At 52.1% G+C, this 17940-nt stretch carries 13 protein-coding genes; 11 read left to right on the forward strand and 2 right to left on the reverse strand.

Annotation, left to right across the window (positions count from 1 at the left end):
- Positions 1-32 precede the first annotated feature (32 nt).
- The 10 genes from AC2FNV_RS13160 (at position 33) to AC2FNV_RS13205 (ending at position 13081) form a co-directional block, all read left to right on the forward strand.
- Positions 33-782, forward strand: a complete 750-nt coding sequence (locus tag AC2FNV_RS13160) for a Tll0287-like domain-containing protein (RefSeq protein ID WP_496773507.1) — start codon at positions 33-35, stop codon at positions 780-782.
- The gene (locus AC2FNV_RS13165; protein WP_496773509.1) at positions 779-3484 is read left to right on the forward strand and encodes a response regulator; all 2706 of its coding nucleotides are present in this window, start codon (positions 779-781) and stop codon (positions 3482-3484) included. The genes AC2FNV_RS13160 and AC2FNV_RS13165 overlap by 4 nt, the downstream gene beginning before the upstream one ends.
- A gap of 18 nt (positions 3485-3502) precedes the next feature.
- Positions 3503-3868 (forward strand): response regulator, encoded by a 366-nt coding sequence (locus AC2FNV_RS13170; RefSeq protein ID WP_170610466.1) that lies wholly within the window; start codon positions 3503-3505, stop codon positions 3866-3868.
- Between the two features lie 6 nt (positions 3869-3874).
- On the forward strand, positions 3875-5422 hold the full coding sequence (locus tag AC2FNV_RS13175; protein ID WP_170610469.1) for an adenylate/guanylate cyclase domain-containing protein: 1548 nt from the start codon (positions 3875-3877) through the stop codon (positions 5420-5422).
- A 330-nt stretch (positions 5423-5752) separates the two neighbouring features.
- Positions 5753-6286, forward strand: a complete 534-nt coding sequence (locus tag AC2FNV_RS13180; RefSeq protein ID WP_170473283.1) for a hypothetical protein — start codon at positions 5753-5755, stop codon at positions 6284-6286.
- A gap of 763 nt (positions 6287-7049) precedes the next feature.
- Positions 7050-8063 carry a tripartite tricarboxylate transporter substrate binding protein gene (locus AC2FNV_RS13185; RefSeq protein ID WP_170473280.1) on the forward strand — a complete coding sequence of 338 codons (1014 nt, stop codon included), beginning with the start codon at positions 7050-7052 and terminating at the stop codon, positions 8061-8063.
- A gap of 71 nt (positions 8064-8134) precedes the next feature.
- On the forward strand, positions 8135-8680 hold the full coding sequence (locus AC2FNV_RS13190) for a tripartite tricarboxylate transporter TctB family protein (RefSeq protein WP_170604921.1): 546 nt from the start codon (positions 8135-8137) through the stop codon (positions 8678-8680).
- A gap of 7 nt (positions 8681-8687) precedes the next feature.
- Entirely contained in the window at positions 8688-10178 is a 1491-nt protein-coding gene (locus tag AC2FNV_RS13195) for a tripartite tricarboxylate transporter permease (RefSeq protein WP_170473274.1), read from the forward strand.
- 30 nt (positions 10179-10208) lie between these two features.
- Positions 10209-11594, forward strand: a complete 1386-nt coding sequence (gene sauS / locus AC2FNV_RS13200) for an acylating sulfoacetaldehyde dehydrogenase (protein ID WP_170604923.1) — start codon at positions 10209-10211, stop codon at positions 11592-11594.
- Positions 11591-13081, forward strand: coding sequence for a class I adenylate-forming enzyme family protein (locus tag AC2FNV_RS13205; RefSeq protein ID WP_170604924.1), 1491 nt, complete (start codon positions 11591-11593; stop codon positions 13079-13081). Before sauS ends, AC2FNV_RS13205 begins: the two co-directional genes overlap by 4 nt.
- Here the strand turns inward: AC2FNV_RS13205 and AC2FNV_RS13210 are convergent.
- Positions 13078-13845, reverse strand: coding sequence for a sulfite exporter TauE/SafE family protein (locus AC2FNV_RS13210; protein ID WP_170473267.1), 768 nt, complete (start codon positions 13843-13845; stop codon positions 13078-13080). The genes AC2FNV_RS13205 and AC2FNV_RS13210 overlap by 4 nt on opposite strands.
- Entirely contained in the window at positions 13842-16640 is a 2799-nt protein-coding gene (locus AC2FNV_RS13215) for an FAD-binding and (Fe-S)-binding domain-containing protein (RefSeq protein WP_170604926.1), read from the reverse strand. The genes AC2FNV_RS13210 and AC2FNV_RS13215 overlap by 4 nt, the downstream gene beginning before the upstream one ends.
- A 71-nt stretch (positions 16641-16711) precedes the next feature.
- Here AC2FNV_RS13215 and AC2FNV_RS13220 point away from each other — a divergent pair, with 71 nt between their 5' ends.
- Complete coding sequence (locus tag AC2FNV_RS13220; protein ID WP_170604928.1) at positions 16712-17878, forward strand: pyridoxal-phosphate-dependent aminotransferase family protein; 1167 nt, start codon at positions 16712-16714, stop codon at positions 17876-17878.
- Positions 17879-17940: the final 62 nt, after the last annotated feature.

The raw sequence follows: 17940 nt of genomic DNA on the forward strand, positions 1-17940 counted from the left end.
GGCACTCGACTTTACGTGGAGGCGTTGGTCTATTGAAAAATCTGATTATAACAGCAGCAGTTATTTCAAGTGCATTCTGCACGCTTGGTGCGGATGGTGTTGCAGCGCAAACCGCAGAAGAAATTGAGACAGGCAACCGACTTGCGGCTGTGTTACGAGCCGGCAGAAGTGTGGTGTCGAACAGCCAGGAATTAATCAACGATCCTAATGTCACAGACAAAGGGCTTTCCGGTGACGTGTTTTACGAGAAAGTTATCCAGGCCTACTTGAACGCTAATGGCGAACAACCGCTGCATGATGGATTGGACCCATTGGAGCGTAAACTTACCGAGACGCAGCTTAACGCTATGGTCACGGTAATCGACGCAAACCAAGAGCTGATAAATGCCGAGGGAGTGGCTTTCAAAGGATTTATTCCAGCGGTTTTTGCGCGGTTGGTAAATGAACAGTTCGCAGGTGAGATCGGCACGTCTGCTATGGTTAAGGTAACGGCGCCCTCAGAACTTGTCCGCAATCGCATGGCTCGCCCCGACACTTGGGAAAACTCAGTGATCGAAGAAAAGTTCAAGGATTCTTCTTGGGCTGAAGGGCAATCGTTTTTCGAAGAAACTGAAGTTTCTGGGAAGCCCGCGTTCCGTATGCTTATCCCAGAATACTACTCCCAGTCTTGTCTCTCATGCCACGGATCGCCAGCGGGCGAAACGGATGTGACCGGTTTTCCCAAGGAAGGTGGACAACTTGGCGATCTTGCCGGCGCAATTAGTATAACGCTTTTTAAATGAAACAAAAATCTGGTGTAAGCGACGGTTGGGGGTGGGTGTCCAAAAACACTATTCCGGTGCGCATTGGTTCATTGTCTGCGTTATTGTTGGCTGCATTGGTTGTTAGCACCATCGTAATGGTCTACGATCTAGCGCTTAATCAAGCCCGCATACAAGACGCCAACATTGAGTTTCACCGACTGGAAGTAGCTGGCCAGGCAGACCGTCATTTTGGGGAAATGAGGTACTGGTTAACTGACCTTTCTGTCAGTTTGCTGACCCTGTCGGAACGTCGCGCCAATGAAGCAAGCACGAAGCTCAAAAGCAGTCTCGAACAACTTGCCGCTTTTGCGCCAGATTCCGCGGCAAACGTGCAAGAGCAGGCAAATTCCTATTTCGAAACTTCCATGCAGGCGGCCGATGCTTATACCGATGGCAACAGAGTGCTGGGAAATACTTTACTTGCACAAGCCCGAGTGGCTAGTGATGAAGTCGACAAAACGCTGACGCAACTGGTCGAAGACCTATCTGAAAGTGCCGACCGGACCAGAAACGAAGCAACTGTCGCCGCCAAGGCTGCGATGAACCGAGCGATCATCGCGTGTATTGTCATTGTGATTATGGGAGCACTCCTTACTTGGCGTGCTCTAAGGTCGATCGTTGTGCCTCTGAATGCAATCAACGTTGCGATTTCAGGCTTGATCCGGGGTGAAAGAGATGTGGACCTGCCACCTGAAGGCACTGATGAGCTAGGTCGGATGTCCCAAGCTCTGAGGGCGCTGCGCGACAGTCAGGAAAAGCGACGCGCATTAGAAGAAGAGGCACGTGCGCAGCGCAATACAATCCTGACGGCAATTGAAACAATTCCAGATGGATTTGCGCTGTTTGACAATGAAGACCAGCTCGTGCTCTTCAATGATCGGTTCCGTAGCATTTTCGCACATGTGGACGACATTCTTGTGCCGGGCACTCGGTTCGAAGACATCTTGCGGCTACAACTAAAACGAAAATCGGTTGATACCGACGGTGTACCTGATGAAGAGTGGGTTCACGAGCGGATTGCACGACATCGCCGTCCAGATGGCGATCGCCAGGAAGTATTACTGGGTGGCGCTTGGATTCAGGTGTCGAAACGCCGGACACCCGACAGAGGTACAGTCGCCGTCTATAGCGACATATCCGACCTAAAGTCCAAACAGGAACAACTTGAAGAGGCCAATGCACAGGCTGTCGCTTCCAGCTCAGCAAAAAGCCAGTTTCTAGCTTCCATGAGCCATGAGCTGCGCACACCATTGAACGCAATCATCGGCTACAGCGAAATGTTGTCCGAAGACGCACAAGATATGGGGTTCCAGACAGCGACTGATGACCTGGAGAAGATAATGGCTTCTGGGCGACACCTACTCTCGCTCATCAACGACGTTCTTGATCTATCCAAGATCGAAGCCGGTAAAATGGATATGTACCCGGAACGTTTTGCTCTCCGACCCTTGTTGGACGAAGTCGCTTCTACCGTGGTGCCCTTGGTGAGCAAGAACAGCAATGAACTGGTTCTCTCTATAGATCTTGAAGATAATGACGAGATTGAAACCGACAAAACTAAGCTTCGGCAGAACCTCTTCAACCTGTTGTCCAACGCGGCAAAGTTCACCGAAAGCGGTAAGATTGAGCTTCTTGTCTCCAAAACCCGGAAAAACGACACGGATTTCTTTCGGTTTTCGGTGCGAGACGAAGGTATCGGAATGACTGCAGAGCAAAGCGACAAGCTTTTCCAAGCGTTCGTACAAGCTGATCAGTCTACTACGCGGAATTTCGGAGGCACCGGACTCGGTCTCGCGATTGCACAGGAATTTACGCGTATGATGGGTGGACACATTACAGTTAGTAGCAAAGAGGGTGTTGGATCGACCTTCTCTTTTGAAATCCCGGCGCGCTACGAGACCGTTTCCACCTTGGTTGACGATCACAGCGAAGCCTCATCCGAAACAGCTTTGGGCCGAGTGCTGATCGTGGATGATAAAGAAGACGCAAGGAACGCAGTTGCCCAAATCGTTCGTGAGGAAGGTTATGAAGTTTTGACAGCCCCGAACGCAACAGCGGGCATGGAAGTCGCGCGAATGCAACGGCCTGACGTCATTATACTGGATGTTATCATGCCTGAACGCGACGGTTGGTCCATGTTGAAGGAACTCAAGGCGGACTCGAAGCTTTGCGAGATTCCAGTTGTTCTAGCCACGATTGTCGCGGATCGCGACATGGGCCTTGCCTTTGGCGCTATCGAGCATTTGATTAAACCGATAGATCCAACGCGTCTGATTGCAGCGCTGGAAGCAATCGCCTCGGGGCGCGACAAGGATGTGCTGATTGTTGACGACGATATGTCAACGCGAAACCTGTTTCGCCGTATTTTAACGCGCAATGGTTGGACAGTACGCGAAGCGGCGGACGGTCAGGGCGCGCTTAGCCAATTGAAATCTAAAAGGCCGACTTTGATGGTATTGGACATTATGATGCCCAATGTGGACGGTTTCGATGTACTGAAGACAGTTCGCTCTACCGACGGACTTGCAGATTTACCGGTGATTGTAGCGACGTCTAAGGACCTGACGCGGGATGAACTGGATTGGTTAAAAGCCCATTCTGGGGAAGTCATCCGAAAAGGTGATACGGGTCGAGGTGATCTACTTGCTGCACTGAAGCGCCAGCTACAAGTTTATTCATGAGTCGGAAAGATTAAGGCGATGGCAAAGATACTTATTGTGGAAGATAACGATATGAACCTCGATATGCTGTCGCGCCGCTTGCAGAGAAAAGGCTATCAAACTGTATCGGCCCGCGATGGCCGGGCCGGCGTTGAACAAGCTCTATCGGACAAACCGGATCTAATATTAATGGACATAAGCCTGCCGGTAATTGACGGGTGGGAGGCGACAAGAAAGATAAAAGCTAACCCGGATACCAAAACTATCCCAGTTGTCGCATTGACTGCGCACGCGATGCAGAGTGATCGCGACAAGGCCATGGATGCAGGTTGCGATGATTTCTATACCAAGCCGATTGAACTTCCTGGTTTGCTGGAAATAATCGAAAAACTGCTGGACAGGTAGCGAGGCATGGTTGCAAAAAACCGAAAGGACAAGTTGGCACTGGCCACAAGCATTTCCCAGAACCTCAAGGGGCCATCGGAGGCGATCGTAGGGTTTCATAACCTGCTGATCGAAGAAGTGCGTAGAACTGGTCCAGAGGCCGCGCTGGAGGATTTGCAAAAGATCGGTGTCGCAGCAAGCAATCTTGTTCAGATGGTCGAAGTTTTGGGGAAAGGTGTGCACCAAATTTCTGCCGACAAAGATGCTCAGGCGAAATTGCGGCATGATTTCCGCTCGCCGATCAATGCGATAATTGGCTATTCGGAAATGGTGCTGGATGATTTCGAGGTAGATCTCGAACCTTCCGCTTGTAGAGACATAAACGCTATCCTGAACGAAGCGCGTAGGCTGGCACTCCAGATCGACGTGACCATTAATGGGTCAGACATTCAGAATAACGCAGAGCGGAGCAACAAGGACGAGGAAATTGCAGCCAGTCTTGAACGCAGTCTTACGGCCCCGGAAGTCGGTCGCGAAATCCTGACTGGCCACATCTTGGTGATTGATGACGAGGCGGCCAATCGCGAAATTCTGACCCGGTTGTTGGAACGTCGAGGACACAGTGTGCGGTCGGTCGGGTCTGCTAGGGAAACTTACAAGTCCCTGATGCGCGAAGGATTCGACCTTGTTTTGTTGGATATTCTTATGCCTGAGGTGAATGGCATCGACGTCCTCGAAAGAATGAAAGAGGATCCGTCTTGGCGGGAAATACCCGTGGTTATGGTTTCAGGTCTCAACGAGACTGACGCTATCGCCAAATGCATCAGTGTCGGCGCAGAGGACTATTTACCAAAACCTATCGACCCAGTTTTGCTGCACGCGCGCGTGGACGCATGCTTGGAACGTAGTCGCTGGCGCGCTAAAGAATTAGCGTTTACAAATGAGATCAAATACGAACGTGACAGGGCAGACAAGTTGCTACACTCGATGCTGCCCGCGCCCGTTATTAAACGACTAAACGATGGCGAAACAAACATCGCAGATCGCTTCGTCGGCGCAACCATAATATTCGCAGATATTGTAGAATTTACGCCGCTGGTGGCCCGCATGGACGCCGGCGATTTAATTCTGGAATTGTCTAGATTGTTTACTGCTTTTGATGATCTCGCCACCATGCACGGTATCGAAAAGATTAAGACAATTGGGGATGCCTACATGGCGGCGTCGGGTATTCCTTTGCATCGTAAGGACCACGCGCACGCGGCCATAAGCTTTGCACGTGACATTCTCAGGACAATGTCTGACAGCACAATAAGTAGCGCGGGGCTGCAAATCCGCATAGGCGTCCATTCCGGGCCAGTTATTGCCGGTCTTATTGGGCGAAAGCGTTCAATTTATGATGTTTGGGGCGAAACCGTGAACCTTGCGAGCCGTCTCGAGGCCACAGGAAGGTCGGGGCACATCCACATCTCAGCACAAACTAAAGATGCGCTGGGCGACCATCTGCCAAATGCGGAAGCGCAAACTCATTTTGTCAAAGGAGTGGGAGAAATAACGTCCTACTTTGTAGCCTGAGGCTTGTGCCGTGCATTGTACAATAATCAAATCGATCGCTTGACAACTAAAGGCGCTGATTTTGATCGTGTCGCAAAAGCCAGGTCATGTTGCTAAAAGTGAATGACTGCGTTCCAGAGCCCGGCGGTGTCCGCATTGGGTTCGATGCAGCCATTCCCGAAATATTCGTCTGCGCCCGCTCTGCTGATAATGCAGCTTTAAAAAAACCAGCAAATTTCGAAGTGGCGGTAATTAGCTTGTTCGACGACTTCGATGAGAACTGGTTTTACTGGATTTCGAAAATGTTCAGAATAACTACCATTGTTCAATCTGATTTAATGGGAGGTACAAATGAAACTAGTTCCATTCACAGCAGTTACCTTTATTGCGGCGGCTACCTTCGCCGTACCGGCTTTTGCATCGGATCCTATTCCCGGCGCTGAGGATGGCTTTGCGCCGTACGGCGATCCCGTCGAAGGTTGGAATGTTTTCATCGATGCAGAGCGTCAGGCTTGCTTGATTGAGCGTACAGATGACTTTGGCAACGCGGTCCAGATCGGCCTTACCAAGAATAAAAAGCACGCGTACATTGGAGTATTCACTTTGGCGGATGTTGACATCAAAAACAAACAAAAGGTCGAAATTGACGTCAACGGGTTTGTGTTCGACGGCAAAGCCCGTGGGATGAAAAGCAAAGACCTGCGTGGCGACTACAAAGGCGCCTACTTTGTTATCAAAGACGACAACATGGTGAATGCCATTATGCAGGAAGGGACACTGACGGCCTTCCCAAAGAAAACCAACCAACCGGTCAAAGTAGACCTGACTGGCGTTAGTGCGGCGGTCGAAGCTGCGCGCACGTGTACCGACGGTATTTCCAGTTAAATTTGAGCGCTTCAATTTGCACTAGCACTTGGTGCTAGTGCAAATATCTCGTGTGAGACGGAGGTTTATTCCGACGGAACGCTATCAAACGCCGGTGGCGAGGCAGTGGATCGAAGAGAGTTCTGCGGGCGGTACGAAACCAAGTATTACTCAATAAAGGTCAAAACCACAGCTATTCGAGGGAATTCATCGGATGACAGTTTAAGCTGCGCTATGTGGAAGCTTCAAATATAATTATGATCCCCGTTATTCATGTGTGAAGTCTGCTATTTTTACAAGTGAATTTATCGTTAGCATAGCAACGTAACCATTTGTCAAAAATAAATTTTTTTCACATTTTTGATGACCCAATAACTGTCTGGAAAAATTGAACTGGTAACTTTGTTCGTAAAGAAGCTCGTCCCATAACTCGAAACAAAAAAGTATGTTGGATTGAACAAGCCTGATCGCAAATGAGACTAGGTCGTGGATGATTAAACGGTAGGCCGCGATCCGGTTGCAGAGCAGCGGCAAATGTATTCTTCGTGTCCGCTTGAACAAATGATGCGGCATTTAAATGGGTGCCCGCTCGTCTGGCAAGTAAGGCGACGTGGATAAAATCTTTATATTTGAGATTTTATATATTTCTAGACAGATCAAATCTTGTCCAATACCAATTTCCTCGCACGGGCTATGCTAGAACTTTACCAATCCAAGGTGATCGTGAGACCGTACACAAGCTACGAGCAAACAATAAAATGAAGTGCTCGTAAGGGAGGAAAACATGAAAAGACTATTTGGGGTGACTTTTTTTGTCGCCACGCTTGCTGCTGGTGGTACAGCGTTTGCGTTCGAATGCAAGCGCAGTGAAGCTACGATGGAAAAACCGGGCGGTTTCCCAGAGCGCGCTCTGACCATGGTTGTACCATACGGCCCCGCAGGTGGTTCAGGCCAGGTTGCCGCGGCTATGGCCGAGGCAGTAACAGAACTGACTGGTGTCCCTATCAATCGCGACCACAAACCAGGGGGATCGGGCACTGTTGGCATGACCGCCTACATGGCGTCGCCTGCAGACGGATACAATGTTTTGGAGCATATCGACGACGCGTCGTCAGCCCATGCCCTCGACTCGTCTGTGCCGAACCCCGCAGTGGACCTAATCCCATTGGTAACCAGCCAGGTTACGTTCTCGCAGGTTTATATCCGCGCAGACGAAACGCGCTTTACCGATTGGCCCTCCTTTGTTGAGTGGGTTAAGGCGCAGGACGGTAAGGCCACGATCGCCAACGTTTCCAAAGAAGGTTCCATGGAACGAGTGACGATGAAATTCATCACTGATGCCACTGGAATGTCGATCCAACAGATTTCTTTCGACAAAGGTGCGCCGCGCTACGGGGCTTTGCTTGGTGGTCAGGTTGACGCACTTTTTGAGCAACCAGGCGACGTGCGCAACTTTCTGGATGCAGGTCAGTTCAAGCCGATACTGACAATCTTTGATGAGCGTCCAGAGGTCTTTGCAGACGTACCCACGCATCGCGAGATGGGGATGGATTTTGATCCTTTGCTGCGCTTCCGTGGCTTCTATGTCCACGCGGATGCTCCTGCAGAGAACGTGGAATGGCTTCAGTGGGCGTTCCAACGCGCTTATTGCGAGGACAGCTATCAGGCCTTCAACGAGAGCAAATTCATGACTGTGATCGATAGCTATCGCGATACAGAAGGCTCTGAACAGTTGATCACGCGCTCAATTGATCAATATCGCGACGTCTACAAGGCCATGGGCCTGGATGTGAAGTAAGTCGCATATAATACTAATGGCGTGGTGCCTATGGGTGCCGCGCCTTTTCACGCGAATTAGGGGTAGGAACATTGGGACGTTTGACGCGCACCCACGTGATAGAGGCGGTAATTTTTCTGCTGGTTGTCGTGATTTTTTATGCCTTTTCCTTCGAATTCAATCAGCCGATTGAGATTTATCGTTTTGGAGCTACCGCTTGGCCACGCGTAGTAATCGGGCTTTTGCTGATCGCGACGTTGGGCAATATCTGGTTTCAGTACAAAAACGGCTCGGCCGCGCAAGGTACGATCGGTCAAAGTGACGACGAGGCTGACTTCAGCGAACCGGGCACAGTCCTTCGCATGTTTGCCGTTCTATTGACTCCCTTCCTCTTTGCCTGGCTTTTGAAGCCGGTGGGCATATATTTCAGCGCACCATTTTTTATTGCGGCCATTATCTGGCTTTTCGGAGAGCGTAGATGGAGAGCCATCTTGGTAATGACTTTTGTCATCTATGTCCTCTTCATTGGACTGTTTCTGGTGATCCTTAACGCGCCCTTGCCGCAAGGCAACACTTCGCCCTTCTATGATTTCAGTGCATGGGTCCTCACAATGAACGCCAAGCTACAGGGGCTGTGACCAGACAATGATCGAGAACTTTCTGGCCGGAACCTCAGCGCTTTTTGGTGACCCGTTTACCATTGGTATCTTCGTCTTCGGTGTCATCGGAGGTATGCTTTTTGGCGCCATCCCGGGCGTCAGCATGCTTACCTTGGCGGCTATCCTTCTACCTTTCACGGCGGGGCTTGAGCCAGCTCAAGGGGTGATGCTTTTTGCCGTTATCTACTGCACCGGGACCTATGGCGGCGCTATCACTGCAATACTTTTCAACATTCCCGGTGCACCGGAGAATGCGCCAACCGCCTTTGACGGCTATCCCATGACCCAAAAAGGACAATCTGGGAAAGCGGTTGGTGCCGCTGTGCTTTGTTCTGCCATCGGTGGGGTTGCTTCAGCCTTGGTTATGATGGCGGCTACGGAGCCGCTTGCGAACTGGGCGATCCGCAATATCGGCCCGCCAGAGATCTTCGCGCTGGTCTTTTTCGGTCTGGCTGTCGCTTCATCGGTTGGTGCGCGCACCATTTGGAAGGGTTGGATGTCGGTCCTAATCGGACTTTTGATAGCCACAATCGGACAAGATCCAGTGGGTGGCATCAATCGCTATAATTTTGGTCTGACAGATTTGGCTGCTGGCATTGCCTTCGTGCCTGCAATATTGGGGTTTTTCGCTGTCTCCGAGATTTTTGTGCAGGCCGAAAAGAAGGCAAGCGGCAAGTACAAGGCGCCAAAGGTCAGCATGTCGTTTCCGTCGTTTCTTGAGCTTTGGATGCACAAGATTGCAGTATTACGATCAATTGTTGTCGGCTTTTTCTGCGGAATCTTGCCTGGCATCGGTGCAACTTTGGCGGCCTTCATGAGCTATGGCGAAGCTGTGCGATGGTCGAAAAACCAAGAAGAGTTCGGCAAAGGAAAGCTAGAAGGCGTTATTTCGGCGGAAACGGCGAACAACGCAGCAACGGGCGCAGCAATGATCCCGCTTCTGGCGTTGGGTCTTCCGGGCGGAGCGCTTACTGCGATGATGGTCGCGGTTTTCCAGATGCACGACCTTCAGCCAGGACCTTTAGTGTTCATGATGTCGCCGGACCTAATCTGGATCGTTTTCGCAGCCATGTTCTATGCCAATCTTTCGATCTTGATAATTGGGCTGGTCGAGACAAAGACGATTCTCAACCTTTTGAAAATTCCATTTCAGTTCCTGGCTCCGTTGATATTGATCCTGGCAACTGTCGGAGCCTACATCAGCCGTGGACTGGTTTTGGACGTAATGGTGATGTTTCTTGCTGGTATCATTGGATATTTGCTTCGCCGGTCAGGGTTTTCTATCCCCGGAATCGTATTGGGGCTGATCCTTGGCAAGATCGGCGAACAGAACTTTGCGCAAGGTTTGCAGATGGTGCATTACGATTTGGGTACTTATTTCTCGCGTCCGATCTGCGCTGTCTTGATCTTCGCTGGAGTTTTAACGTTGGCCACCAGTATCTACCGTGCTTTTACAACGACACAAAAGTCAGTGTAAGTCGCTTGTAAGCGCTAGGAGGACGCAGGCATGAGCGAAAGCCTTGTTGAAACCATCATAAAGCGGTCACGTAATGCTCAGGTGCGATATGAGGCAAATGGCTCTCAGGAACGTTATGATCGAGCCGCGCAAGCCGCTGCATGGGCAATCATGGAACCGACGCGGAATCGAGAGCTTGCCGAACTGGCGGTAAAAACCACGGGCCTTGGCAATGTGCCGGACAAGATCACCAAAAACCACCGTAAGACCCTTGGGCTCATGCGAGATATCCAAGGGGCGGTTACTTATGGAGTCATGTCGGATGATCCTTCGACGGGGATTACCAAAATAGCCCGGGCCAAGGGTGTTGTCGGTGCGATCGTACCTTCAACCAACCCTGCAGCCACACCTGCCAATAACATTATTAACGCGTTGAAATGCGGCAATTCGATTGTCGTAGCGCCGTCACCCAAGGGTGTCGCCTGCGCGGAACGGTTGATCCAATATGTCCACGCTGAATTCAACAAAATCGGTGAAGACCCGGATCTTGTGCAAATGATCCCTGCGCCTGGATCCAAGGAAAAAACCCAAACTTTAATGGAACTTTGCGACATGATTGTCGCGACAGGCAGCCAGAACAACGTGCATCGCGCCCAGACGGCCGGAACCCCGGCAGTTGCAGTAGGCGCAGGCAATGTCACCGTAATAGTTGATGAGACGGCAGACCTCGCCGATGCTGCCGAGAAAATCCGCGCGTCCAAATGCTTTGACAACGCCACATCCTGTTCATCAGAGAATGCCGTCGTCGTCGTGGACGCGGTCTATGACGAATTTATCTCCGCTATGGCTAGGGCAGGCGGAACGCTCGTGGATGACGAAAAAGGAATCGTCGAAAAACTATGGCCCGGTGGGCATCTGAACAGGTCTGTAATCGCGCAAGATGCGGACAAGATGATCGCTGCGTTGAATTTGGATGTTCCCGAGGGGACAGAATACATCGTCGTTCCAACATCCGGCATCGGCCCCGATCATCCTTTGTCTGGAGAAAAGCTAAGCCGAGTACTGGCGCTTTACCGCGCGCCAGATTTCGAAACCGCTGTCGAGGTCACGCGCACCATTCAGATGTATCAGGGCGCGGGCCATTCAGTCGGCCTTCACTCGGCAGAGGACAGTCGAGCTGCGATACTGGCCAATGCAATTCCCACAAGCCGCGTTATTGTCAATCAGGCGCACACTTTTGCGACGGGCGGATCATTCACCAACGGCATGCCGTTTTCGCTCAGCATGGGGTGTGGGACATGGGGCGGGAACTCGGTGAATGAAAACGTCAACTATCGCCACTTTCTGCAATCAACGAAAATCATTCGCGAAATTCCGGCGCGCGAGCCAAGTCTGGAGGAGATTTTCGAAGAGTATTGGAATGCAGCAGGACAATGAAGTTCGACAGGAATACCCCGCCAGCCGGATCCGTACGCGACTGGCTTGATGCGCGCGCCGAGGCAGGTGGCACTGCTTTCATATTTCCCGAAACTGACGAAGTTTTGCACTGGCCCGCGTTAAGGGAGCATGCGGCAAAGGTCGCGGGTGATCTGACCGCGCAGGGTATAGCCAAGGGTGAGAGCGTTGCTGTGATGCACCCAAATGGGTTGGAAGGTGTAAAGGCGCTATATGCGGCTCTCTATGGTGGGTTTCGCGCGACCATGCTCAATCTCGCGGCGGGTCCCGACGCGTTGGGTTATGCGATGGAACATTCCGAAGCCCGGGTGGCTTTCGTGCATGATAGCCAGATTGAAATGTACAGAAAGGTGCGTCCTGACAATTTGCATCGTTATACGCCCAGCGGTGCCAGTGAAGCGTTGCATGAAGTTGAGGCATCCGATGATGCACTTTTGATGTACACCTCTGGCACTACGGGTCGTCCTAAGGGAGTCGTACATACACAATCCAGCTTGTTGGCAGGGGGATGGACCGTGAGCGTGGCCCATGAGTTATCCTCTCAGGATCGCGGTATGGGCGTCCTGCCATTTTATCACATCAATGGGTTGTGCGTGTCGGTTATCGGCAGTCTGGTGTCCGGAGGATCGCTCGCCATGGTGTCGCGGTTTTCGGCCAGCAAATTTTGGAACCAGGCCGAGACTGGTGGTATCACTTGGTTCTCAGTTGTTCCCACGATCATCAGCCATCTGCTACATGGCCAAGCCGAACCTAGTCCGGTGCTCAAGAGGCGGCTCCGTTTTGCCCGCTCGGCCTCCTCCGCGCTTGCTGTTGAAACCCAGCGCGGATTTCAGGACCGTTTCGGCCTTGCAATCGTGGAGTCTTTGGGTCTGACCGAAACCGCTGCGCAATGCCTTGTTAATCCGCTGGATCCCCAACTTCACAAAATCGGTTCTGCAGGTAAGGCGATCAGTAATGAGGCACGGATAGCCGATGATGTCGGCACCGAATGTGCGCGCGGCGCCGAAGGCGAAATCCAGATCCGCGGCCCCAATGTTATGAAGGAATATCTCAAGAACCCCGAAGCCACCAAAGCCGCGTTTCACGGGGATTGGCTTCGCACAGGTGACTTAGGACGCATGGACGCCGATGGGTATGTGTTTGTAACAGGGCGTTTGAAAGAGCTGATCATCAAAGGGGGCGAAAACATTGCGCCGCGTGAAATAGACGAGGCGTTGTATGAGCACCCTGATGTGGTCGAAGCCGCTGCGTTCGCGCGACCGTGTGCCCAGTATGGCGAACGCGTCGAAGCAGCGGTGCGTCTAAGCGAGGCTTCCACTGCCACGGGTGAAGAACTGCGATTACTTTGCGAAGAACGAGTCGGTAAGTTCAAGGCACCTGAACAAGTGCATATTCTGGATGAACTGCCCAAGGGCCCATCCGGCAAAATTCAGCGGCTTTATCTGAACGATTTGCTTTACGGACCTTAACTAAGACCGTTTGCGATTAGCCTTAGTCCCATTAACAAAAAGGCCGTGAGAACCGCCTTGCGAAACAGTTCTTGGCTGACCCGGTCGCGTAACATCTCACCAATTCGAAAGCCAACTAGGACTACACAGAGGGCGAGTGCTGATTTCAGCAACATCGGAAAAGTGAGGATACCGGCAACCACTTGTCCGGCACCCAGTGGCAGCACGCCAGCCAAAAATAAAAAGCCAGTCGTACCGATGAACCGTTCTTTGGAGACGTCACGCGCCACCAGATACATCGCTACAGTCGGTGACCAGATCGAGCTTATACCGCCCAGTGTTCCTGACAGCACGCCAAAGCCCAGGTGCCAGCCGCGCCCTGGGCCGATCCTTAATTTTATCCCAAGCAACAGGTTTAGCGAGAAAAGGACCATGGCAACGCCAATAGCGACCGTCAGAAGGCTGGTGGGGTAATCCGAAATAAACATTGAAGTCACAAAGATACAAACCATGATCGCCAAAGCGAAAAGCCAGTATTCTCTTGCAATGTCCCATTTGTTAGGTGCGCGCGCGAACTGCAGGGAGTTTGTTGCGAGAATAGACAACCAAAGCAGCGGAATCGCCTCGGTTGGGGGCATGACAAGTGTCAGAAAGGCCATTGACGCAGCAGGCAGCCCAATACCCAAGAAACCTTTCACGATTGCCGCGAAAAGAAAAATTGCGATCAGTTGCGCGGATTGCACCAGATCGAAATTCTGGATGAGATCGGCAATGGCTGCCATCATCGGGTTAAAGCCTGATCCAGAACAACAGCAAGACTGTTTGCATTACGGTGTGTCACATCTCTGATCTGGCAGCGGCAGGAAAATCCGTCAGCGACAATTAGCGATTTTTCCGAGGACGCGCGGATCGCCGGAGCGAGTGACAACTCAGCCATTTGACGGGATACCTCTTCTGTTTCCGTCTGATACCCAAAAGGCCCGGCCATGCCGCAACACGAACTGTCAATCATCTGTGCTTGTGCGCCTTCAATAGCGTTTAATACGTCTACAGTTTCTTGTGCAACACCGAATGCTTTTTGATGACAATGCCCATGCACAAATACCTGCAAGCCCGGCAATTCAAGTCCTACCGGCGGGTTCTGTTTTACATACTCGGCAAAGGTCAAAATCTGCGCACCCATTTCTTCGGTCCAGTTCGGAATAAGGTTCACCGCCTCATCGCGAAACGTCAGGGTGCACGATGGTTCCAGCCCCACTATGGTTTTTCCCTTTTCCAACGCGGCGCGAATAACTTCCGTCGTGCGGTTCAATTCAGCTATGGCTTTGTCGGTCAGACCTGCTGAAAGGAAGGTGCGCCCGCAACATAGCCTTCGTCCTGGGGCAGACAGAACACCGACACTGCGCCCCGAACGCTCGATCACGCGTTGCGCGGCGTGCAAGGTCTCAGGATCGAAGTGGCAATTGAATGTATCCGAGAACAGCAGGACGTCACCGTCCGATTTTCCTTTGAAAGGAGCGTGAAACTTGGGCAGTTGGCTGGTTCTGCTAAAGCCTGCAAAACTTGCAAACCTACTGAAATTGTTTGCAATTGTTCTTGTCTTTGCCGCAAACGGAGCCAAACGCGGCAAATAGGCGATGATACGGTCGCGTAACCTGAGCCCGTGTTGGGCAATGCGCGCTGCTTGCACCTCGGTTTTCATTTTGGCCATGTCAACCGACATCGGACATTCAGATTTGCAGGCTTTGCAACCTACACACAATTGCATGGAGTCCGCCATCTGATCTGATGCAAAAGCGTCAGGCCCAAGTTGCCCCGTCAACGCCAAACGCAATACGTTTGCGCGGCCTCGCGTAAGGTCTTTTTCAAGTCCTGTAACCCGAAATGACGGGCACATGACCCCGCCCGTGCTTTTGCGGCAGGCCCCATTGTTGTTGCACATTTCGGCCGCGCCGCTCAACCCATCCGGCCAGTTCGACCAGTCAAATACCGTGGTCAGGCTTTGTTGTGCGTAGCCTTCGGGCCAACGCATCAAGCTGCGGTCATCCATCTTGGGCGCGCGAACAATCTTGCCAGGGTTCAGCATCCCGTCTGGGTCAAATCTATCCTTGATTTGCTCAAATATGCGCACCATACGCGGCCCGTACATTCGCTCGTGAAATTCAGACCTTACAATGCCGTCTCCGTGCTCACCCGAGTGCGATCCCTTATAAGCGGCCACAAGATCAAACGCTTCTTCGGCAATAGCGCGCAACTGGCGAAGGCCCAAGTCTTGCCGCAGGTTCAGGACAGGCCGAACATGCAAAAGCCCGACCGAAGCATGGGCGTACCAAGTCCCATCTGTACCGTGTTTGTGGAACACATCCGTCAGCCGACTTGTGAAATCTGCCAGATGGTCCAGCGGGACAGCGCAATCTTCTACGAAGGACACCGGTTTTCCCTCGCTCCGCATAGACATCATGATGTTCAATCCCTGCGTGCGCACACCCCAGATGCGCGCCTGAAATGCCGGATCCTCTGCCTCTATGACTCCGCCTTCATGTTTACCCGGATCGTCCCACCGATAGCCCAGTTCAGCCATCAGATCGCCCAATGCCGTTAGGCGGCGGCGGTTTTCCTCCGGTGTTTCGGCAAACTCGACAAGTAGGATAGCTTGGGGTTCTCCGCGAACGAAACTGTCGACGATGGGACGGAATTGCGCGATATCCCGGCCCAGTCGGATCATATTGTGATCGACTAACTCGACGGCCACGGGACCAAGTTTGACAATGTGTTGGGCCGCATCCATTGCCGCATGAAATGTAGGGAAATGGCACACGCCCAGCGTTTTGGTCCTCAAGATTGGAGATAGCCTCAGATCAAGTGATTTGGTGATCGCAAGTGTGCCTTCCGAGCCAACCAAGAGCTGCGCCATATCCGGATTGTCACCCAAAAGCGCATCGATATTGTAACCGCCCACGCGCCTGAGGACTGATGGGAAGCGTTCTTTAATTTCAGCCTTTTCGCGCGCAGCCAGCGCCAGCATATCGGCGTCGAGAGGTTGATCAGGTCGCGCGTTTTCAAATCGACGTAGATCGCCGTTAGCAAGCATTGCCTCCAAGCTCCGGACATTATCTTGCATCTTTCCGTAACGGATAGAACGGGAGCCACAGGAGTTGTTTGCCGCCATACCGCCAAGGGTGGCGCGAGAAGCGGTGGATACGTCGACCGGATACCACCAACCGTCCGCCTTTAATCGACGGTTCAGATCGTCGAGGACCAGCCCGGGCTGTACCTTTATCCGGCCGGTCTCTGGGTCATAACTCAGAACTTTTTTGAGATGTCGACTGAAATCGATCACAAGCGCGTCATTCACAGTTTGCCCTGATTGCGATGTCCCGCCACCGCGCGGCAACATGGCAATGCCTTCTGACTTTGCAAAGTCCAGTGCCGCTTCGACATCCCCCCATGTCTTTGGCACGAGTATTGCGCGCGGCATGATCTGGTAGATCGACGCATCTGTGGCATAGCGCCCGCGATCAAAACGAGAGGTCAGAACCTGACCTTCAACTCTACTTTTCAATCTGTTGTAATCTGGCATTCAAACTTGACCTTCACCGACCTCACCCTCACCCTTGTAGAAAGCAAGCGCAACTTTTAAAGGCACAGCACATGCGAGCAGGACGTCATTTTCTTCAAATTCCTGGGCCAACTAATACCCCAGACCGTGTTCTGCGAGCGATGCATCGGGCTGTCATAGATCACCGCGGTCCTGAATTCGCAGAGCTTGGTCTTAGTCTGCTTGACGACCTGAAAACCGTATTCAAAACGCGCAACCGGGTAGTGATTTATCCCGCTTCGGGGACAGGCGCCTGGGAAGCCGCGCTGGTCAATGTTCTGGCGCCCGGCGATAAGGTTTTGATGTATGAAACCGGCCAATTTGCAACTTTATGGAAGAACATGGCCGCAAAGCTGGGATTTGATCCAGTGTTCATGCAAGGAGATTGGCGGACGGGTGCAAATGCTGATGCAATTGGTGCTCAACTTGTTGCAGATAGCCGACACCAGATCAAAGCTGTGTGCGTGGTTCATAATGATACGGCTACTGGTATTACGTCAGACATCGCGGCGGTGCGGGCTGCGATTGACGCGGCAAGTCATCCAGCTTTGCTGATGGTTGATACGATTTCCTCACTGGGCTCTATTGATTTTCAAACGGATGCTTGGGGCGTTGATGTTGTAGTGGCAGGTTCGCAGAAAGGATTAATGTTACCCCCAGGACTGTCTTTCAATGCCATTTCAGACAAGGCTTGGGCCGCGTGCAAAGCAGGCGGTGACCGCAGGTCGTATTGGGACTGGAGGGATATGGCCGGACCCAATGAGAAGGGCTTTTTCCCTTATACGCCAGCAACGACCCTGCTGTACGGCTTACGCGAGGCGCTGGATATGTTGGCAGAGGAGGGATTGGAAGCCGTTTTTTCCCGTCATGCGCGACACGCCAATTCAACTCGACTGGCGGTAGAAACCTGGGGGCTAGAGATACTTGCCGTCAACGCAGAAGAACGTTCAAACAGCCTGACGGCCGTTCTCATGCCGGACAACAAGGGCGCGGATCATCTGCGGGCGGAAATTTTAGACAGTTTCGATATGTCTTTGGGTACTGGTCTGAACAAAGTGGCAGACCGCGTATTTCGGATCGGACACCTTGGGGATTTCAACGATCTAATGCTTATGGGTACTTTGTGTGGTGTCGAGATGGGTTTGATGCGCGCCGGAGTGGCGCACAAGAAGGGCGGCGCTCAGGCCGCGATGGAGTATCTTGCCGAGCATATTTCTTGAACTTTCGGCTGGGCACGCCGCCGCGATCCTCGCAACCTATGTGTTTGCCGCTACGGCGAAAG

The sequence above is a fragment of the Ruegeria sp. BHSA163 genome (genome assembly GCF_059613365.1).